The organism is Hirschia litorea (assembly GCF_042665075.1).
In the GTDB taxonomy this organism is placed as follows: domain Bacteria; phylum Pseudomonadota; class Alphaproteobacteria; order Caulobacterales; family Hyphomonadaceae; genus Hirschia; species Hirschia litorea.
The window spans coordinates 267059-287945 of sequence record NZ_JBHTBR010000004.1 but is presented as its reverse complement, the minus strand read 5'-3'; the positions used below and the strand labels follow the sequence as shown (position 1 = coordinate 287945).

The window sequence follows — 20887 nt, the reverse complement described above, 5'->3', positions numbered from 1 at the left end:
CGACCGAACGGGGACACGTTCGATCGCCGAAAATCCGGTTAATTTGCTTGCTGGGTGGGGGGGACGCTCGCAAACTAACCTTGATCTCACCGTCACATCAGTGACAATTTGATAGGTTAAAGATACTCCCAGATGACGAAATTTTCAACTCTAAATTACGCCAAAAACATGCGACTTTAGTATGAGTTTCAGCGCAAAATCACTGATCAGACATAGGAATTGAAATTTATCGCAAGAAATAATCGCACATATAGATTGCTAGTTTTCTGCAATTTGTTCTGTTTCAGCTATCTGCTGCGTTTTCAATTTTATCGGCTTACCATCCGCTGATAGTAAAATAGCGATCCAATGCACGCCAGGGATTTGAGCAAACAAGATCATGAGGAGCACTGTAAGCGGTGCGGATAAAAACATTCCAGGAATGCCCCATATTGCGCCCCATACAGCAAGAGACACCAACACGACCAATGCAGATAGATTTAGAGACTCCCCCATCATGCGAGGTTGTACGAAGTTTCCAATCGCAAATTGCCAAATACTCACACACGCTAAAACAATCACTGCGTTGAGTGTTGCATCCGCAGGCATGTAAGAGGGCCAATCAGGTTGGGCCAAAGCAAAAAGGCCCGGGAGGAAGGCTGCAACAATAGATCCAATGGTCGGTATATAGTTGAGGAAGAAGACGATAAACGCCCAAAACAGAGCATTATCCAAGCCCAATATCAATAAATTAATATAAGTGATGATGGTGATGATGACCGAGATCACGGTCTGCACCCACAAATATTGCTCCATAGATTTGCGGACCTGATGGCCCACTTCGCGCGCTTGCTCTCGTGCTTTGCTTTCAGGGAAAATGAAGTCGAGTTTTGTCGGCCAATTGCGTTCAGCTAAAAACAGGAATGCAATGTAAATCATGATCAGCACGAAAGAAGACGCCAGCCCTTGTACAGAGTCGATGATGGGTTGCACAAATTTCGTGTTCTGCATGTTGAACAACATGCTGGATAGATCAGGCGGAGCTACAGTGTTGATATTGAACGTCTTGTAGACACCTACAATCACTTCATTGATACGCGTTTCGTATGCGCCGGCATTCTTGGCAAATTCATTCAATCCATCAATAAAGATAACAATAACTGCGGTCGTGGCACCGAGGATGACGAGGACAGCGCCCAATTGCGCCAACCATCGCGGCAGCTTGGTGAAGCGTTCCTGCAGCATGCGTGCGAAGCCTTCAATCACGAGCCATAAGAACACAGCCAATGCGAGAGGAGCGAATATATCGGCACCCACATATAACCCATAAATGATTACGCCGGATGCAATCACCCAGATACCAGCAGGTATAGAGCCCATTTTTATTCCCTCATGTCAGCATGCAAAGGTTCAAACGCAGGAATCCCCAAACAGGTTGCAAGGTCAATTGAATTCACTGGTTTATTGATAGATTAGGCGCTGAACTGGCTGTATTTTGTTGGCGCGGCATGATTGCGACTTGGGCAATGGCCTCATAATGTGGCGTGAAGACGAATCATTTTGATGGGCTAGGATTTTATTATGGCGGAAAATGCGATTTTCCTCGGCGGCGGTGGGCCAGACAGCACTCTCGTTCAGGAGTTGATGCTTTCACGTGCAAACCGACACGGACTTGTTGCCGGTGCAACAGGGACAGGGAAAACAGTCACGCTGCAAATCATGGCTGAAGGCTTTTCTGCTCAAGGGGTTCCAGTTTTTTGTGCAGATGTGAAGGGTGACCTGTCGGGCCTTTCCCAAGCAGGTGACCCAGCACATAAACTCCATGAGAAATTGGTCGCGCGCGCTGAGAAGATCGGTTTTGATGATTTTGGCTATGGCACAACGCCGACAATATTTTGGGATTTATACGGTAAAAAAGGCCATCCCATCCGCACCACAATAACTGAAATGGGGCCTGAACTTCTTTCACGCCTAATGGAGTTGAATGAAACTCAAGAAGGTGTGCTGATCATCGCATTTGAATACGCCGATGATAATGATCTTCTCCTTCTTGACCTGAAAGACCTTCGTAAGCTTCTTATTCACATCACGGAAGTACGTGATGAAATCCAAAAAGAATACGGCAATGTCTCACCATCTTCTGTTGGTGCTATTCAGCGCCGCTTGCTTGTTTTAGAGCGTGATGGAGCTGAAGCATTCTTCGGAGAGCCAGCCTTAGAGATAGCTGACTTCATGCGCACCACACGTGATGGACGTGGTATTGTCTCTATCCTAGATGCAACAACTTTGATCAATTCTCCCAAACTGTATTCTACATTTTTGCTTTGGTTATTGTCGTCCCTGTTTGAAGAATTGCCAGAAGTCGGTGATCCAGAAAAACCAAAAATGGTGTTCTTCTTTGATGAAGCGCACTTGCTTTTTGATGATGCACCTAAAGCCTTGGTTGATAAGATTGAGCAAGTCGTGCGTCTTATCCGATCAAAAGGAGTAGGCATCTATTTTGTCACGCAGAACCCGCGTGACCTGCCAGATTCTGTGCTTGCCCAATTGGGAGCAAGGGTGCAGCACGCATTGCGCGCTTATACACCGTCAGAGCGTAAAGCCATTCGTGCTGCTGCTGAAAGCTTTCGCGAAAACCCAGACCTTGATACCGAAGCTGTCATTACTGAGCTTGGCGTAGGGGAGGCGTTGGTTTCAACGCTTGATGCCAAAGCTGCCCCTTCAATCGTGCAACGTACATTGATCCGTCCGCCATCTTCACGCTTGGGACCGGTTACTGATGCCGAACGCAATGAGATTATCATTGGCAGTGTAGTCGCTGGAAAATACGATAAAGCAATTGATCGTGAAAGTGCGTATGAATTGCTCAACCAACGCGAAGAAAAAGCTGCAAAAGAAGAAGCAGAGCTAAAGGCGGCGGAAGAAAAAGCCAAAGAGCAAGCAGCTAAAGCAAAGAAGAGAAAGCCTGCCACACGATCTCGTCGTCAATCCACTGCAGAAGCTGCAACGAAATCAGCAATGCGTACAGCCGCGCGAGAACTTACTAAATATCTTCTGAGGGGCGTATTTGGTGGGCGTCGTCGGTAATATTTTACATAAATCAGGTCCGTATGTTGCATGAGGATCTGATACATATGTGAATAAGTGTGACTCGACAGGAACATATCTGCTATACTTACATTTATTGTAACGGGGTAACCGAAGCACAGGCATTGCGCCATGCTTCATGTGACGAAGGATTTTAATATGCGTCAGTCTGTATTGGCCATTCTAACAACAACAAGCTTGGTTCTCGCAGCATGTGCGTCCCAGCCTGCTTATCGTCCGTCCTCCTCCTACAATGGGGCTGGCTATTCAGAGCAGATTATCGAGACAAACCGCTATCAAGTATCGTTCCGTGGTAGCTCTCTTACACCGCGTGATGATGTGGAAACATATCTCTTATTGCGGTCAGCAGAGCTAACGCTTCAAAATGGGTATGATTATTTTGTGATCGCAGAGCGCGACACTGAATCTAAAAGCCGTCTCTACCCAAGTGCTTTTGGAAGACACCCATCGCGCTATGGGTTTGGCTACTCTTATTTTCATCCACGCGCTGGTTGGTATGGTGCGTATGATCCTTTCTGGGATGGACCAAACTATAACGAAGTTACCAAATACGAAGCGACTGCTGAAATCTTGATGTATAAAGGTGAGAAGCCGCAAGATGAAGTTCGCGCGTTTGATGCGCAAGATGTTGTAAACAATGTCGGGCCGAAGGTTCACAATTCCTATTAGAATGAATGCCTCTAAAGGGGCGCTTTAAAAAGATAAATTATGGCGCATGATTCAATGCCTGCTGGTCGGCTCACCCCGACCGAGGCCGCCGCGATTACAAAGCGTACCGTATTGTTATCGGTAGCGACTGCTTCAATCCTCATCGCGATAAAGCTATGGGCATGGATCGTGTCGGACTCAGTGTCCGTTCTGGCATCTCTTGCGGACTCCGGTCTTGATCTCGCGGCATCTCTCGTCACATTGGGGGCTGTAATTTATGCTGCTGCTCCACCTGATCATGAACATCGCTATGGTCATGGTAAGGCTGAAGGGTTTGCGGCGCTAATGCAGGCCGCGCTTGTTGGAGCATCTGCAGCTCTCATAGCGCGTGAAGCAGTAGATCGTTTTCTTGATCCTCGCCCCATTATTGAGGGCATTATTCCCATCATCGTCATGTGCATATCTATCGCGCTGACTATGCTTCTCATAGTGTTTCAAACGCGTGCTTTGAAGCAGACAGGTTCCGTCGCTACGGCAGGGGACCGCGCACATTATGCAGCGGATGTTGCGGCAAATATTGCGGTTATTGGCGGTGTAATTGGGTCCGCTTATTTGAAAATACCTTTCATTGACCCTCTTGTTGGATTGGGGGTTGCAGCATGGTTAGCGCTAGGCGCATTCAATGTTGCAAGGGAAGCGATTGATCAGCTAATGGATAAGGAATTAAGCGATGAAGCGCGGGCGCGGATTATCGAACTTGCTCAAGGTTCACAAGCTCAACTCTCTGTTCACCAATTGCGCACGCGTAGCGCTGGGCCAATAATACATATCCAATTTCATCTGGATTTACCTGAGACGACATCATTGGCCCAAGCACATGATATTATGGTAGAGTGTGAAAACCGAATCTTAACCGAGTTTCCAGGCGCAGACATTCTCATCCATCCTGATCCAAAGGATGCGGCACCACATGGGACAGCGTTTTTTAACGAGGCAAGAGAGACCACATCCCCGAGTGACTAAACCGGAGCTTGAATATGCGCACTTTACATCACTGGATGCTTGATCCCTTGTCGCGGTGTGTACGTATCGCTCTTGCTGAGAAAAAGTTGGAATTCACGTTAGAGGAATCCTCTCCCTTTGAAGAAAAGTCTACCGCACAAGACTTGAACCCGATTGGTGGTGCACCTGTATTGGTTGATACATCAAGTGCAGGGCGGGTGGTCATTTCTGAACCACGTGCAATTTTAGAATATCTTGAAGAAATCTACACTGGATATCCCTTACTCCCGAAAAATCCCGTGGACCGCGCCGAAGTGCGTTGGGTTATGGGATGGTTAGAGCGTGGTTTTGAGGCCGATGTGAACACAACGCTTTTACGTGAACGCATAATGATGCGCTATTTGCGAGCAGGGCGGCCCAACACGGATGCATTAAGGGAAGGCTCTAAAGCATTGGAGGGGTATCTTAAACATCTTGAGGCTTTAAGCGGTGTGCGGCCTTATCTTGCGGGTGAAGATTTCACATTGGCAGATGTATGCGCAGCGGCGCATTTATCATGCTTGGATTATTTTGGGGATGTCGTCTGGAACCGATTTCCAAATACAAGTGATTGGTACTTACGGATGAAAAGTAGATCCAGCTTCCGTGACATTTTAAAAGATAGCCTGCAGGGCGTTTTACCCGCCCCGCATTATAGCGAACTCGATTTTTAAGCTGACTAAATCCAATGACGATTTGCTAGCACTGCCTAAATACACGCGGGCCAGCACCTAATGCCCTACACAGCAGGAACAGACATACCTCTGCCTACAGCCGCGCGCTGACCAACCCTATTCAACCACTGTAGCAGGTGGGGGGCAGGTAGGTCGCTAGTGCATGACGGGACAAGTTCATAACCTTTTTTGACCCATGCATACAGCGCTATATCTGCGACGGAATATTCGCCTGTAATATAGTCTTTTCCTTCTAATTGCTTATTTAAAACAGTGTGTAAGCGCTGCACCTCCGTTTTAAAACGGTTGAATGCGTAGTCGCTAAAGTCAGGCTTTCCGGTTAGATTTTTAAAATGATAAAATTGGCCAGTCATTGGCCCATATCCACCCACTTGCCACATCAACCATTGCAAAGTATTCGCGCGTTGGTGGGGGGCTTTGGGAAGAAATTTACCAGTCTTTTCAGCAAGATAAATGAGTATCGCGCCGCTTTCAAAAACGCTAACAGGTCCGTTGGCCCCATTTTGATCTACGATTGCTGGGATCTTGTTATTCGGGGATATCTTCAGAAAATCTGGAGCAAATTGTTCTCCCTTGCCAATGTTGATTGGGTGTGCGGTATAATCCAATCCACATTCTTCGAGCATTATTGAGATTTTCTGCCCGTTCGGAGTGCCCCATGTGTAAAGATCTATCATCCGACAACTTTCCTTTGAAAAACTGAGAATTGACTAAACTATCAAATGATTAGCCTGTATGCTGATTGAAAGCATGCAATAAACGCTAGGTATTCACAATGAGTGATTTAAAAACGGCAATCGACATTCTTACCAAATTGGTGAGTTTTGATACGACGTCACGCGATTCAAATTTAGCGTTGATAGATTGGGTGGAAAACTATTTAGCGCCTTTTGCATCGCAAATGCGCCGTATTCCCAATGAAGACGGTACTAAAGCCAATTTCTGGGCTCGTATTGGTCCAGATGTTGCCGGTGGAATGGTTCTATCAGGTCATTCTGATGTTGTGCCTGTGGATGGGCAGCCATGGAGCACAGATCCTTTCACACTAACCTCTACAGATGGTAAGCTCTATGGGCGCGGCTCATGTGATATGAAGGGCTTTTTAGCTCTAGCGTTAGCATTTGCGCCTAAAATGGCTCAATCTGACCTTAAACGCCCGTTTTTTATAGCTATTTCATACGATGAAGAGACAGGGTGTGACGGTGTTCAAAGCATGATTCAAGACCTTGCAGCACTCGAAAATCCGCCTTCAATGTGCTGGGTAGGTGAGCCTACGCTTTGGAAAGTTGTATCAGGGCATAAGGGAATTTGCGTGTATGAAGTGCGTGTTACAGGTCGTGAAATGCATTCAAGTTTGCCGCATTTGGGAGCATCTGCGATACATGAAGCCTTAGATATTTTGCAAACACTTCGTCAGACTGCAAACTGGCTTGAACAAACAGCACCTTCAGAAAGTCTCTTTGATCCACCGCATGCAACGCTAACTATTGGCGTTTTAAATGGTGGCACAGCATCGAATATAATTGCCCGTGAATGTGTCTTTGAGTTTGATCTTAGATGCCCTCCAAGTGTGGATGCAAAAACAACATTGATACCTTTCTTTGAGAAAGTTGAAGAGGTCGATAAGCGGTTGAAATCATTTCATTCTTCATGCGGAGTAGAAGTTATTGAGCATGCAGATGCTCCGCCTTTAGGAGCTGAAGAAGACGGCGTATTAGAGCAAATGGCGCGTGCAATAACTGGTGACAACGAAATGAGAATGGTTGGTTATTGCGCAGAAGCAGGGCAATTTCAGCAGGTGGGAATGTCCACTATTATTTGCGGACCTGGTTCCATTGAGCAGGCACACCAACCTGATGAATATGTTGCAACATCTGAAATTGAAAAGGGATTAACGATATTGCAAAAGGTCCTCAACACAATGATGTGATCGATGCCTTAAATCGTTGACTTTGGTGAAGAATTTGCATCATTGCCAAAGAAACCATGCTGGCCTGTTTGATATTTGCTTCTGGGGTTTGAAGTGAAAACGGGTTGAGGGGAGCAAATGAGTTATGCCAATATTGCTGTTTCTTGTTGGAATAGGCGCACTAATTATTGCGTTCTTAATCCGTGCCCCCCAAAAGGGCGGTGTCTTCATACCCGCACTTAGTTTTGTGGTTGGGCTGGTTATTAGTGCTTTTGGAATAGCTACTCTTTCAAGAAGTTTTGACGTTCAACGCACAACCGAGTTTGATCATTTTGTTGCGCATAGTCTTGAGATAACAGACAACACAGACGCGCCTATTGCCTTGTTTTTAGGCGCAAGTTTATCTCGCAATGCTATTGATGATCAATTGTTAACTCAGCTATTGCGTGAACAGGGATACCCTCACCAAGCGATAAATTTATCTTTGCAGGGATCCTCCCTCCAAGAACGCAATAAGGCGCTTCAAGAATATTTAAAGCGTGCTCCACGTGCGCCTGACATTGTGTTTTTAAGTGTCGTTCAAGAATTTGATGAACTATCGGCTTATGTTTTTAAAGTCGCAAAATTTTCAGACCGTGCAATAGATCAGTTCGATTTACCATCAGCTCAATGGGCTGGGTTGGGTATAGTGGGCGGTTCTTGTTATGGCACGGTAGGGTGTATCAAAGATATCGTATTTGGTGGTATCCATTTGAGCTTGAACTCTTTGAATGTAGGGCTGCTATCGGGTGGAGAACGCTTTGCGGATGTGGAAACGCTCCCAGCCTATGACCCTCAGACCAAGCCGCGCGAAGACCTGAGCGACCAAGATATTGTTGAGGGGTTGAGTGAAATTCTACCTATTCAGGCGCGGAATGGCCCGCATTGGGCGATGAGTTTTCGGGCTATGCAGCGTGATCAATTAGTACAAGCAGGCGTTCGGAAAATAAACTATTACGCGCCGCCCGTCATCAATGCTGATGTTCGTGGTTACACGCAAAATGTGTGTGCTGGTGAGCTTAAAGATTTTACCTGTATTCCGGCAAATAGTGCTGAATTGTTAGATCAATTGAAGTCTCAACTCTGGTTCGACTCAGAGCATTTATTGGTCGATGGCGCACGCATTTATACCGAATGGCTCGCAAAACAGATTGATGAAAGTGGAGCGTTGAAATGATTTTTACCGACGCAATTTTTCCAGCATTTCTGATCATTGTATTTGCTCTTCATTGGCTCACGCCTGCAAAACATAAAGAAGCGCGCCTTACGGTGTTGCTTGTGGCTAGTGCAGTGTTTTACGGGTGGTGGGATGTTCGTTTCCTAGGGCTCATAGGCGGGGTGATCGCAATTGCGTGGGCGGCAGGATTATTTGCTGGTGATAGGACGCGGGATGGAAAAACACGTAATCGCGCTGTGATTATTGGCGTTGGTTTAAACCTCGCAATTTTGGCGGTGTTTAAGTATTTCAATTTCTTCGCGGATAGTTTGATTGCGATGATGAATGTCGCAGGCATTTCGGCAAACCCATCTACATTGAAAATTATTCTGCCTGTTGGGGTAAGTTTCTATATTTTTCAAGCAATTAGTTATATTGTTGATGTGCGACGCGAGGAACTGGCAACTGAAACACGGTTACGCCGTGTTGCGTTATATATAGCGTTTTTTCCTCAGCTTGTTGCCGGGCCTATTGTCCGCGCAGCTGGTTTCTTTCCGCAGATGGAAAAAGATCGCAGACTTTCTAGCAAATTGCTTTTGTCGGGATTGCGTTTCTTTGCGATAGGGTGGGTCTATAAAGCAGGGTTTGCAGATAATATTGCGCCATTTGTAGATCCGGTTTTTGGTAACCCGATGGTCGGTGGCGATTCAGATGTTTCTAACTGGACAAACCTTTCGCTAATCGGTGCAACATTCGCATTTGGTGCTCAAATTTATTTTGACTTTGCCGGCTATTCGATGATGGCGATTGGGGTAGCGCGTTGGTTTGGCTTCTATATTCCGCGTAACTTCGACTTTCCCTACCTTGCAACCTCGATTGCAGACTTTTGGAGACGTTGGCACATCTCTCTATCGAGCTGGTTGCGGGACTATCTATACATCTCTCTCGGCGGAAATAGAGCCGGAAAAATGCGCACCTATATAAACTTGTTTGCGACCATGTTGCTGGGTGGTTTGTGGCATGGAGCTGCTTGGACCTTCGTTATCTGGGGTGCGCTTCATGGTGCTGCATTGGCAGTGCACAGGCTGATAATGGGCCATAAGAAACATCTTATTGGTGGTGTTCTGGGGGGCGCTATTGGTTTGGTAATCACACAAGTATTTGTGATTATGGTATGGGCACCATTCCGCGCAGAAGGCATGAGCGATGTATTTGAAGTTTGGGCTGCATTTACAGGGCTTCGAGATGGTGCTGGTTTAAAATCATTAGAATGGATTGTGTGGTTGGCACCTCTGGCTGTTATAGCGGATGGCATACTAGGTAAGAGTGGTTTCTCGCGCCTTTCCCGTTCAGAGATTATGCGTCAACCAGCTATGTTTTGGGGAGCGTTAGGGGTCTTTATTGGGGCTGCACTTGCGGTATTTCCTTTGCAGGCCGCTCCCTTCGTTTATTTCCAGTTTTAAAGCATCTGTCAGCTAGGGCTGCTCTAGTTTAGGTGCATATAGACAAAAAAAGGCACTCTCTTTTATAAAAGAGAGTGCCTTTTGAATACTTTGGAGCTAAAAATTTTAGCCTAGTTTTTTCAGCAGATCTTCCAGGATCTGGCGTGCTTCAGCACCATGTTCTTTGTTGGCTAATGCATAGCCTGCGACAGCTTGAAGGTACAGCATTTTGTCACCACAATCATAGTCTTGGCCTTCAAAACGTGAGGCGTAGAATTCTTGCTTAGCCATCAAGCGCTCCATAGCGTCTGTAAGCTGAATTTCATTCCCTGCACCAGCGCCTTGCGTTTCTAGGAGGTCGAAGATTTCAGGTTGCAGAATGTAGCGACCTGTAATTTTCAGGTTAGATGGAGCTTCGTCGCGAGGTGGTTTTTCAACCATGCCGTCCATTTTGATCAGCTTGTCTGCTGCATCGGCACCTTTAGCAGGAGCGATAACACCATATTTGTGAACGCGTTCCATTGGTACTTCATCAACAGCAATAATGTTTCCGCCAACTTTATTGTAGCTTTCCATCATTTGCTTCAAGCAGGATGTTTGGCCATTAATCAATACGTCTGGAAGCAAAACAGCAAATGGTTCGTCACCAATAACGGCTTTTGCACACAAAACAGCGTGTCCTAAGCCTTTGGCCGACTGTTGACGAATGAATGAGCAAGAGCCTGCAGGCGGCACAGCAGCTTGAACAGTTTCTAGAACGTCCAATTTGCCTTTTGCTTTTAGAGCATCTTCCAACTCGTACGCAGTGTCGAAGTAATCTTCGATAGCGCCTTTGTTGCGACCTGTAATAAATACAATGTGCTCAATGCCTGCTGCCATGGCTTCTTCGACAACATATTGAATCGCAGGACGATCAAATACAGGCATCATTTCTTTTGGAATTGATTTTGTAGCTGGGAGTACACGTGTTCCAAATCCGGCAACAGGAAGAACTGCTTTGCGCACGGGTTTAATAGCCATTGGTGGTCCTTTAAAATGTTATGTCGCAGCAAAAATGTATCGTTCGGAGACAATAGTCTGAACTTGCAAAGGTAAATCTGCAAGTTCTATGACACCAATCTCATACGTCGCGTTTCTACTTATCGCAGAAAAATTACTCAACCGTAACAGATTTCGCGAGATTTCGAGGCTGATCGACATCTGTCCCTTTTTCGACTGCTATATAATAAGCAAGTAATTGAATAGGCACTGAATATAGGATTGGCGAAATAAAGGGATCACATGCTGGGGCAATTAGAGTTTGCCAAGGAGTATCTGCACCCGTTTTGGCCCCATTTTCATCAGAGATGAGCAAAACTTTACCATGTCGCGCCGCAACTTCCTGCATATTGGAAATGGTTTTTTCCAATAAGTGATCTGTTGGAGCAATCATTACAACCGGAGTATGTTCGTCAATTAAAGCAATAGGGCCGTGCTTCAATTCTCCCGCTGCGTACCCTTCAGCGTGAATGTAGGAGATTTCTTTCAGCTTTAACGCGCCTTCCATTGCAATAGGGAACATGGTTCCGCGTCCCAAATAGAGAACGTCTCTAGCACTAGATAGGTCGACTGCTATCTCTTTTGTTGCATCTTCAATTTTAAGAGCTTGTGTAATTAGGCCTGGTATCTGCATGAGCTGATCTGTAAGTCGCGCTTCGTCCTTCTTGGAAAGAACTTTGCGCGCGCGACCCGCAATAATAGCTATACTCGCGAGTGAACACAATTGAGCAGTAAACGCTTTAGTAGAGGCGACACCTACTTCAGCGCCTGCAAGCGTAGGAAGAACTGCATCCACTTCTCTTGCAATGGTGGAGGTTTGGACGTTTACGACTGCAGCTGTGGTAAGGCCATATTCTTTACAATAACGTAGCGCCGCGAGCGTATCTGCTGTTTCACCTGACTGTGTTACGAAGATTGCCAGTGCATTTTTTGTAAGTGCAGGATCACGATAACGAAATTCAGATGCAATGTCAGTTTCGACAGGTAATTTTGCGTATTTCTCAAACCAGTATTTAGCAACGCAACCGGCGTAATAAGCTGTTCCACACGCCACAATATAAACGCGGTCAAATGCCGCGAAATCTAAAGTTTGCCCATTTGGAAGCGCGGCAGTTTGATTAAGTGCATTTACATAAGCGCCGATTGTGCGAGCAGTAGATTCTGGTTGCTCGAAGATTTCCTTGAGCATGAAGTGTCGATAATTACCCTTATCAACGACATCGGCCACACCTTGAACGGTATCAATTGCATAGGGAACTTGCTCAGATGTCTCGTTGAAAACATTGATTGAGTGACGGGTGAGCGCACACCATTCGCCTTCTTTAAGGTAGATAACTTTGTTTGTGAAAGGTGCAACAGCAAAAGCATCTGAACCAAGGTAGGTTTCGCCTTCACCAACACCAATGATAAGGGGAGACCCTTTGCGAGCTCCAAACATCAAGTCTTCTTCGCCCTTAATAAGGATGGCGATACCAAACGCGCCGCGAAGTTTGGGAAGTGTTGTCTTTACGGCTTCAAAGGGCGTCTTTCCTGCTTCAAGTTCAACTTCAACAAGGTGAGCGATAGCTTCGGAATCTGTCTCGGTGACAAATTTGCGACCTTTAGCTTCCATTTCAGCTCTTAATTCGCGGAAGTTTTCGATAATACCGTTGTGTACGATGGCTACGCGGCCAGCAATATGTGGGTGAGCATTGGTTTCATTTGGCGCACCATGGGTTGCCCAGCGTGTATGACCTATACCTGTATTGCCTGGCGTTGCGACATTCGCCATCACGCCTTCTAAATTCTTTAACTTCCCGGGAGCACGTGCACGAAAAATCTCATTTTGATCGAGTGTTGCAATGCCCGCTGAGTCATATCCGCGATACTCTAAGCGACGAAGTGCTTCAATAACGCGAGGCCCTGCTGGCTCATTTCCCAAAATCCCGATGATACCGCACATGTGTTCAAACCCTACTCAAATATACACAAAGATGGGTCATTAAATTGCCCCGTCTGTTCAATTGCCCAAAAAGCTGAATATGAAAAGCTTTAGCAGTGACACTTTATGATGCAAAATGTTTCATCACGCTAGGAAATTAAGTCGTTGAATACAGTTAAAAAAAAGACGCAGTGTTTTGGGATAAAACACTGCGTCCAAAAAATAAGACTTGGGGAGGAGGGGAGGCCCGACGACAAGGGGCTTGGGGGCTGTTAAGGTTTGCCGTCGGGCTAATGTCAGCAGCGTGACTACCTTTGCCGCCGACAAGTAGATACTGGCTCTCAATTGCGGCGGGTAAAAGGCAGGACGATGGTCATTCGCTGCAAAAGCAAGGAATAAATATGACCCCGTTATAAAAAAAAGAGCACCCAACTGAGTGCTCTTTTAAAGGCTATAAAATTATTAGTTAGATAAACCGCACAGGGAAAACTAACTTTACAATTTTTAAGGCAACTTAGATTTCTTGGTTGTAATCACCAACTTCATCAAATGCAGCTAGACGAGGTTTTACTTCTTCACGGAAGAGCGCGCGCATGTCTTCGTCAGATACCATGCTCTCTACCACAACAACGAGTTCGGGCTTGTTTGAAGATGCACGAACCAGTACCCATGATCCGTCTTCAAGTGTTACACGCGCACCGTTTACCGTGTTTACTTCAACAATCTTGCGGCCAAGAATAGAAGCACCTTCTTTGCCTAGCTTTTCGTAAGCAGCTACAACTTTATCAACCACACCATATTTGATTTCGTCATCACAGTGCGCTGCCATTGTCAAAGATGTGTAAGCTATACCCAGTTCGTCTTTTAATTGAGCGATAGATTTATCAGGATTGCGATCAAGCATCCGCAACACTTCTGCAGCCGCTACAAGTCCACAATCGTAACCATACCCCAGTGGTGGGCGGAAGAAGAAGTGGCCAGATTTTTCAAACCCTGCAAGTGCATCAAGGTCAGTCGTGCGACGCTTAATGTAGGAGTGGCCTGTCTTATAGTAATCAACTGTTGCGTTGTTTTCTTTTAGAATAGGGTCAGTTTTATACAAACCAGTTGATTTCACATCGACAACAAATTTTGCGTTATCATAGTTTTTTGAAAGGTCACGTGCGAGCATTAGACCGATTTTGTCAGCGAAGATTTCTTCACCTGTATTGTCCACAACACCACAACGGTCCCCATCACCATCAAACCCGAGACCCACATCAGCGCCATGTTCTTTAACGGCTTTAGCCATTGCGTGAAGCATTTCTGAGTCTTCTGGGTTTGCATTGTAGTTTGGGAATGAGTGGTCGAGCTCACAGTCAAGCTCGATGACTTCTACACCCATTGCGCGCAATGCGTCAGGAGCAAAGGCACCGGCTGTTCCGTTACCACATGCTGCGATTACTTTAAGCGGGCGTTTAATTTCAATTTTGTCTGATACAGATGCGATGTATTTTTCGCGCATACCGTCCACGCGAATAAATTTACCACCATCACGTGGTTCAAATTTACCGTTCAATACGACATCACGCAATTGACCCATTTCAACAGGACCAAATGTCAATGGCTTGTTTGCGCCCATTTTAACACCTGTCCAACCATTCTCGTTGTGAGAGGCGGTGACCATTGCCACACATGGAATATCAAGTTCAAACTGAGAGTAATAAGCAGTAGGAGATAGCGCGAGGCCGATATCGTGCACTTCCATGCCTGCTTCAAGCAGTCCAACAATCAGCGCTTGTTTAATTGCGATAGAATAAGAGCGGTAGTCGTGTCCAACCACAATTCTTGGCGCGACGCCCATTTGGTGAATGACTGTCCCGAGACCAAGCCCAAGTGCTTGCACACCAAGATAGTTAAGTTCAGGTGCTTTTGCATTGCCATCAATACCAAACCACCAGCGTGCATCATACTCACGAAAGCCGGTAGGCTTTACAAGTGGAGTTGTTTCAAATTCGAGTGTGTTGGCTTGGATGTTGGCTTTTGGAGTCATAGACATTGAAAATTTCCCACTTTTCGGTCCCGCTGAACATACATACGATTAGCTGTCGAACATACAATATATTCGAAGCCTATTCAGCTTTTCATTAGACCTCTAACTTCCAACTGACAACGCAGAGTTAAAGGATAAGGCATTCTTTGCTGCATCTGGTATAAAAATGCTGCTATGTAGGGTGACATAGCCTGAAAAAATGACGCTTTTGTCTCATTTTCGCAAAAACCTGATGATGATACGAGCTTCGTCCGTTTACTGTCGATTATCTCTACGTTTCAATTTGCTGGCATAATTTGGAAACGAATGGATTTTACAATCACTTTGTAAGCTGTACTGTTGGAGCTTGGTCGTATTGCCAAGAAATCATTTCCAATACCATCTCCTGCGCCAGGGGGGCGGTATTGAAAGCTGTATTCTGCAAAATCAGGAGTCAGATCAAATTTTTCCCAACCTGATGTTTCTGATGCGTTTGCCGCATAATTTACCTCAAACTGCATTTTATCGTCAGCATTTTTCGGCTGATAGGCTTTTGAGTGGCGGGCGGTAATTGTGATATTGAGTGTGTTTTTAGCGTAGGTGCGCTCAACATCTGCTTCCAGACGTAGGTGAGGGCCGAAGGTTGGTGCATCATAAAGCTGACCTTCCTGCACGCCAACATCGAGCATGAATGCACCATCTTGCTCTTTGAGCGACACTTTACCAACTTCCCCAGCTTCAAAGCGATTGAGGTCGCGATCTGCGATTAACAAGTCATGCGCATTGAGATTTGCAGCACTCATAGCTCCGGTTGGAAGACGATCGGACCACGGCGATAAAGCCATCAGTACAAGGAATGTACCTAAGAGCACGCATGCGGAGAAAAAATACTTGTCTGACATGGCATCCTCTGCCGCTTTGATGGTCGCTTTAATTGTCTAAATGCCACGTTGAGGCGTTTTGGTTAAGGGATGAAATGAAAATAAACACTTCTTTCTGAAACCCTTTATAAAAATAGGTGTATTTGAATTTGGTAAGTCGTTGGTAACAGTCTACCTTTACAGTCACCAATCAACAATGATCCGCTATTGAGGCGAAATATGGACGCCAAACAATTAGATAAAGCAGAATTGGCTGCCGCTAATATAAACCCTGAAACAGGTTTAGCGACGGATTACTTAAACCATTTCAATGAAGTGGCGATGCTTATTGATATGCTGGAATCCATGCCGGATATGGCAGAGGAAATCTTGGAATGGCAACCATTATCTTATCCTGAACATTTCAATAACACCGGATTTCGCGCAAAAGACCTAGCCATTAAAGCGTACGAATTGTGCGATAAAGACGTAAAGAAACGGTTTGACGAGGCGTGTCAGGCCGTTGAAATTTCAATTGGTGAAATTCAAGTTATTTTGCAAAGCGGTGTTGAAGCCCTTGGCGATCCAACATATTGGTCCAAACAGCTCTATGGATTGATTGCGGCCGTCGGTGGTGTCGTGAACCCAAATGGTTTGGGAGATCACGCTGTAGGGATTGAAGAAGCTGCGGTATCAGGTGAAGATCAGTCAGCTATTGATGCCTTGTTTGATTAGAAAATAAATTTTGACACAGAATAAAGATCCATTTTGGAAATCGAAATCACTTGAGCAATTTTCCACTGATGAATGGGAAAGTCTTTGTGATGGCTGCGGTAAATGTTGCTTACTTAAGTTAGAAGATGAAGACACTGGCGAGATCGCATACACTAAATTGCATTGCCGTCTATTTGACGCATCAACATGCCGGTGTGCAGATTATGAAAACCGTAAAGCTAAAGTGCCTGAGTGTGTAAATCTTACCCCTGATAAAATTCCTGATTTAAAGTGGATGCCGAAATCCTGTTCCTATCGGTTGATATCTGAGGGCAAAGACCTCCCCGATTGGCATCATTTGATCACTGGAGATCGCAATACAATCCATAAACAAGGTCACTCTGTGCTAGGTAAAACAGTGTGTGAAGACACAGTTTTCGAGGGCACTGAATTTGATTGGATTGTGGACTGGGAAGATATGGAATTTTAATGTGCTGCTCAGGAAACCATATCAAAAACGCTGAGAGATAGAGCGTTGGTCTTCAAAATTCTGCATCGATAAATCCTGAATTTTACGCTGCATACCATCTACCAGAATTTGAACAATTTCTTCATCGCGCATGTCTTTTGATGTCCACCGCGTCAGCAGGCCGCGTTTGGGAAGTTCTGCCCATGCGGATGCGAGAGGCGCACCTCCGTTTAAGTCCAGTAAATGCACCTCACCCATTAGATCCATATGGCTCTCACGGTTTTCAATATATGGGGTGTCGGTATATTCCCAATCCCAGAATGCAAGCTTGTGGCGCATGTTTTGGATAAAGGAAGTTGACGGGACCACTTTCTTCTTTTGCTTATACTTTATGCCTTCATTCTTGGGCACAACACCATAAACGACGAGATAATTATAACCCTGAGACTGTGCAGCAAGACGTGCGTTTAAAATTGTTGACCCTAATCCCAAATCTGTTTCCAGCTGCCCACCGGGAATAAGATTGTTATGCGGAATGGGTTCCATACGAGAGACTAAAGCCCCTAAATTCATTGTGAATTGGCTCCACATCCGTCGCTCCAAAGAAGAGGGTGCAACAGCACCGTTTTCATCCAGTCTAAGGAATACCAATGATGCAGGTAGTTTTAGAAGGGGGGCGTTTTTGCGCGTCAGATTTCGTGCAGTTGCGGGCATAGGCATTAATAGGCTCACACCCGCTCCTCCCAAAAGAAGGCGGCGTGAAAGGTGAAAACTAGCTTTGTTTACCGTCATGTGCGTGCTCTACAGTGCAAAAAGTCGAAAAACCTGTCATTTTTATTAGAATGTACGCAATCGCGTTAACGTGAGGTACACAAAAACAAGATGTTCTAGAAAGAACAAAACAAGATTCGCATTTTTGCTATCTTGAAGTCGTCAGTGGGGACATTTCATGTCGCAATCAGTTCGCATTTTAGGTGTCGATCCAGGGTTAAGAAATACAGGGTGGGGTATTATCGATTTGGATGGCCCGCGTTTGTCTTGGGTCGCGCATGGCGTGATCAAGCCTAAAACGACTTTACCCATGTCTGAGCGGCTTTCATACATTATCCGCGAGCTCAATATTGTTATTGATACGCATAAACCTGATGAGTCAGGCATAGAAGAGACCTTCGTCAACAAGAACCCAAAGTCCACGCTTTTGCTGGGGCAGGCGCGCGGAGCTGCGATGGCTGGTCTATCTATGGCGGGTCTAACTGTCGCTGAATTTGCTGCCACCAAAGTTAAGCAATGTGTCGTCGGCACAGGTGCGGCGGATAAAGACCAAGTCGCATTTATGATAAAACGCCTGTTACCTAAAGCTGAAGCGATGACAGCAGATGCGGCGGATGCGCTTGCAATTGCGATTACGACTGCTAACCATCGCAATGTACGTAGTTTTAGGAAATCAGCATGATTGCAAGGTTAAAAGGTCAAGTGGGCGCAGTAGGCGATGGGCAGGCCTTGATCGACGTCAATGGTGTTGGATATGTCGTCTTTTGCGGTAGCCGCACGCTCTCCAAATTTGTAGTGGGGCAGGTTGCAACAGTCTATGTTGAAACACAAATGTCTGAGAATGCCATAAAGTTGTATGGTTTCACTACGGCTGAAGATCGCGCTTGGTTTTCTCGTCTGCAAGATGCACCCGGTGTCGGAGCAAAAGCTGCGCTCAATATTCTGGATGTGCTCGCGCCCGCACAATTGTTGGATGCAATCGTATTGGGAGATGCAGCCTCTGTTCAGCGCGCACATGGTGTTGGGAAAAAGCTTGCAGAACGTGTCGTATCTGAATTTAAAGGCAAGCCGCCTCCAAGTGGTCTTTTCTCCGCAAGTTTTACACCCTCAGAAGGTGTTGAAGGTCTAGCATCGTCTGCATCGACAGGTAGTCGCGCAGCTGCGGCATCTGCTTTGACCAATCTTGGATATCAAAATGTAGAAGCCCAACGCGCTGTGGCTGTTGCCGCAAAAGAGCTTGGCGATGATGCCAGTGAAGGTGCACTCATTAAAGCAGCTCTAAAGGCGCTTGCACCTAGCTAAATCTCTATTTCGCAGGTGGAAGTTCATCAGGGTATTTGGGGAAGGTTAAATGCCATCCCCTTATCATGGCGCACATACGCAATGCCATTGCGAGCACCGTTGCTAAAACGGTTTTGACTTCATTGCTCATCCAGTCGGCAGGCACAAGAACATATATACCTCCACCTAGAAGGGCGGCACTAATATATATTTCCTTGTCGAATAATATGGGTTTGTCACCGCAGATAACATCGCGGATGATACCGCCAAAACTAGCGCTCATAGCGCCAAATAAAATGGCCACAAATGGGTGAGCACCTGCTTCTTGGGCCTTGGCTGCCCCTAGAACGGCAAACAAGGCTAACCCAACAGCATCTGCGTATAAGAGCCATTTTAAGCGCTGGCCAATGATCCAACTATTTAAAAAACACACTACCACTGCGCTGATGATACAGATAGCAATATTGGTCGGATCGTTCACCCAACTCACAGGAGTTGCACCTAGTAGAACATCCCTTAACGTCCCACCACCCACACCTGTAACAGTGGCCAAGAAGGTAACCCCCACAACATCCATTTGCTTACGTAATCCCAGAAGCGCGCCAGATACAGCGAACACAATAATTCCGACATAAGCTATTATCTGAAGGATGTTTTCCAACCTGAACCTCATAAGCAGGGAGTTTGTAGGCAATAGTAAAGTGCATATGTGATGGGTTAATTGCTCAAGGTCAACACGCTTAGTGGGCAAGTGTCTCTTGTGTCAATTATGCCATCCAACTAGAGTGAGCGTGGGGCGATATAAAAACATAAAAATGTTAATTTCAATCTGCAGAAGCCTGCTCAAAGTAAGGTCTCTGCATTGGGGAGAAGTATTGTGAATTTGAAAAATCGCCTTCTAGCATTGGGCTTCACACTTAGCGCAGTAGGATGTGCTATAAATCCACAGATAGAAGCTGCTGGAATATATCCGCACTCGCAGTCAAAAACGTGTCCTTCGGATGAAAATTTTATGTCACGTTTTGCTGCTGACAGTGATTTGCTGATATCCAATTTTGACATAAAACCAGATTTGGACGACGTCCATTCAATCGCCGCAATGGGAACGGTTCTACGTTCTAATCAATACAGTGACTTAAATTATGTTGCCGTTGTCGGGGCGTATGGAAATCAGGATGGAGAATATGTTGATGTGCCAAACCTATTTTCAGCTGCATTTGAGAACAATTGGGTGGATGCACACAATGAGCGTTCAGACGCGCTGAAAACGGTATCTAAAAAAATTCGAGACACACTCGCCAAAGGCGGTCGCGTGTGGTTTCAGGAAGCAGGGCAATCGCATTTCACTTATGATCTAATTTCACCCATAATTGAGGCTGGTGAGATTGATATGAAATCCAAATTCGTTGTTGTTCAACACTCCATCTGGAATGAGCACATGTCGAATTTGTCTCATCTATTATGGTTGAACAGCAATGTGTCATATGTGCGTGTGCAAGATGGAAATATGGCAGGCAATGGCTCACCCGGGTTTGCAACGCAGGACGGTAGAATATGGCCGCGCCTACTTGCTAATCAAGAGGTTGGCCCACTTTGGGCATTAGCAAAGCAGATTGCTGATAAATACAATCCTGAAGCTATTTATGTGAACCACCATATTACTGACGGCGGGTTTGATTTTTCAGATACAGTCGAACTAGCCTATATTTTAGGTTTCGATGGCATGTATGATCAGAACGATTTTTTCCAGTGTTTTGCCGGAATTTCTAAAAACTAGAATAAAAAACGCCAGCTTCTTTCCGGAG

At 45.7% G+C, this 20887-nt stretch carries 20 protein-coding genes; 12 read left to right on the top strand and 8 right to left on the bottom strand.

Features of this window, described 5'->3' with window-relative positions; translation table 11 throughout:
* Positions 1–258: 258 nt before the first annotated feature.
* Entirely contained in the window at positions 259–1359 is a 1101-nt protein-coding gene (locus tag ACFQS8_RS08615) for an AI-2E family transporter (RefSeq protein ID WP_382166912.1), read from the bottom strand.
* 201 nt (positions 1360–1560) lie between these two features.
* On the opposite strand from ACFQS8_RS08615, the gene ACFQS8_RS08610 reads away from it, so the two are divergent.
* The 4 genes from ACFQS8_RS08610 (at position 1561) to ACFQS8_RS08595 (ending at position 5450) form a co-directional block, all read left to right on the top strand.
* Complete coding sequence (locus tag ACFQS8_RS08610; RefSeq protein WP_382166911.1) at positions 1561–3066, top strand: helicase HerA-like domain-containing protein; 1506 nt, start codon at positions 1561–1563, stop codon at positions 3064–3066.
* Positions 3067–3225: 159 nt separating this feature from the next.
* Positions 3226–3756, top strand: a complete 531-nt coding sequence (locus tag ACFQS8_RS08605) for a CC0125/CC1285 family lipoprotein (RefSeq protein WP_382166910.1) — start codon at positions 3226–3228, stop codon at positions 3754–3756.
* Between the two features lie 39 nt (positions 3757–3795).
* A complete protein-coding gene (locus ACFQS8_RS08600; RefSeq protein WP_382166909.1) occupies positions 3796–4758 on the top strand; it encodes a cation diffusion facilitator family transporter in 963 nt (320 codons plus the stop codon).
* A 14-nt stretch (positions 4759–4772) separates the two neighbouring features.
* Complete coding sequence (locus tag ACFQS8_RS08595; protein ID WP_382166908.1) at positions 4773–5450, top strand: glutathione S-transferase family protein; 678 nt, start codon at positions 4773–4775, stop codon at positions 5448–5450.
* Between the two features lie 65 nt (positions 5451–5515).
* Here ACFQS8_RS08595 and ACFQS8_RS08590 read toward each other — a convergent pair whose 3' ends face one another.
* Entirely contained in the window at positions 5516–6148 is a 633-nt protein-coding gene (locus ACFQS8_RS08590; protein ID WP_382166907.1) for a glutathione S-transferase N-terminal domain-containing protein, read from the bottom strand.
* Between the two features lie 98 nt (positions 6149–6246).
* On the opposite strand from ACFQS8_RS08590, the gene argE reads away from it, so the two are divergent.
* The 3 genes from argE (at position 6247) to ACFQS8_RS08575 (ending at position 10038) form a co-directional block, all read left to right on the top strand.
* Entirely contained in the window at positions 6247–7401 is a 1155-nt protein-coding gene (gene argE / locus ACFQS8_RS08585; protein ID WP_382166906.1) for an acetylornithine deacetylase, read from the top strand.
* A 124-nt stretch (positions 7402–7525) separates the two neighbouring features.
* Positions 7526–8596 (top strand): hypothetical protein, encoded by a 1071-nt coding sequence (locus ACFQS8_RS08580; RefSeq protein ID WP_382166905.1) that lies wholly within the window; start codon positions 7526–7528, stop codon positions 8594–8596.
* On the top strand, positions 8593–10038 hold the full coding sequence (locus ACFQS8_RS08575) for an MBOAT family O-acyltransferase (RefSeq protein ID WP_382166904.1): 1446 nt from the start codon (positions 8593–8595) through the stop codon (positions 10036–10038). The genes ACFQS8_RS08580 and ACFQS8_RS08575 overlap by 4 nt, the downstream gene beginning before the upstream one ends.
* Before the next feature lie 105 nt (positions 10039–10143).
* Here the strand turns inward: ACFQS8_RS08575 and galU are convergent, their stop codons facing one another.
* The 4 genes from galU to ACFQS8_RS08555 form a co-directional block, all read right to left on the bottom strand.
* Positions 10144–11037: a UTP--glucose-1-phosphate uridylyltransferase GalU gene (gene galU / locus ACFQS8_RS08570; protein ID WP_382166903.1), complete on the bottom strand. Its 894-nt coding sequence runs from the start codon at positions 11035–11037 to the stop codon at positions 10144–10146.
* A gap of 133 nt (positions 11038–11170) precedes the next feature.
* The gene (gene glmS / locus ACFQS8_RS08565) at positions 11171–12997 is read right to left on the bottom strand and encodes a glutamine--fructose-6-phosphate transaminase (isomerizing) (protein WP_382166902.1); all 1827 of its coding nucleotides are present in this window, start codon (positions 12995–12997) and stop codon (positions 11171–11173) included.
* Positions 12998–13490: 493 nt separating this feature from the next.
* The gene (locus ACFQS8_RS08560; RefSeq protein WP_382166900.1) at positions 13491–15014 is read right to left on the bottom strand and encodes a phosphomannomutase/phosphoglucomutase; all 1524 of its coding nucleotides are present in this window, start codon (positions 15012–15014) and stop codon (positions 13491–13493) included.
* A 272-nt stretch (positions 15015–15286) separates the two neighbouring features.
* Positions 15287–15889, bottom strand: coding sequence for a hypothetical protein (locus tag ACFQS8_RS08555; RefSeq protein WP_382166899.1), 603 nt, complete (start codon positions 15887–15889; stop codon positions 15287–15289).
* A 198-nt stretch (positions 15890–16087) separates the two neighbouring features.
* On the opposite strand from ACFQS8_RS08555, the gene ACFQS8_RS08550 reads away from it, so the two are divergent.
* Positions 16088–16582 (top strand): hypothetical protein, encoded by a 495-nt coding sequence (locus ACFQS8_RS08550; protein ID WP_382166898.1) that lies wholly within the window; start codon positions 16088–16090, stop codon positions 16580–16582.
* Between the two features lie 10 nt (positions 16583–16592).
* Positions 16593–17051 (top strand): YcgN family cysteine cluster protein, encoded by a 459-nt coding sequence (locus ACFQS8_RS08545; RefSeq protein ID WP_382166897.1) that lies wholly within the window; start codon positions 16593–16595, stop codon positions 17049–17051.
* A 21-nt stretch (positions 17052–17072) separates the two neighbouring features.
* Here the strand turns inward: ACFQS8_RS08545 and ACFQS8_RS08540 are convergent, their stop codons facing one another.
* Positions 17073–17822 (bottom strand): hypothetical protein, encoded by a 750-nt coding sequence (locus ACFQS8_RS08540; protein ID WP_382166896.1) that lies wholly within the window; start codon positions 17820–17822, stop codon positions 17073–17075.
* A 157-nt stretch (positions 17823–17979) separates the two neighbouring features.
* Here ACFQS8_RS08540 and ruvC point away from each other — a divergent pair, with 157 nt between their 5' ends.
* On the top strand, positions 17980–18483 hold the full coding sequence (ruvC, locus tag ACFQS8_RS08535) for a crossover junction endodeoxyribonuclease RuvC (protein ID WP_382166895.1): 504 nt from the start codon (positions 17980–17982) through the stop codon (positions 18481–18483).
* Positions 18480–19103, top strand: a complete 624-nt coding sequence (ruvA, locus tag ACFQS8_RS08530; protein ID WP_382166894.1) for a Holliday junction branch migration protein RuvA — start codon at positions 18480–18482, stop codon at positions 19101–19103. The genes ruvC and ruvA overlap by 4 nt, the downstream gene beginning before the upstream one ends.
* 4 nt (positions 19104–19107) lie before the next feature.
* Here the strand turns inward: ruvA and ACFQS8_RS08525 are convergent, their stop codons facing one another.
* Positions 19108–19743, bottom strand: a complete 636-nt coding sequence (locus ACFQS8_RS08525) for a trimeric intracellular cation channel family protein (protein ID WP_382166893.1) — start codon at positions 19741–19743, stop codon at positions 19108–19110.
* Positions 19744–19959: 216 nt separating this feature from the next.
* Between ACFQS8_RS08525 and ACFQS8_RS08520 the strand changes: the two genes are divergently transcribed.
* A complete protein-coding gene (locus ACFQS8_RS08520) occupies positions 19960–20859 on the top strand; it encodes a hypothetical protein (protein ID WP_382166892.1) in 900 nt (299 codons plus the stop codon).
* The last annotated feature ends 28 nt before the right edge of the window (positions 20860–20887 follow it).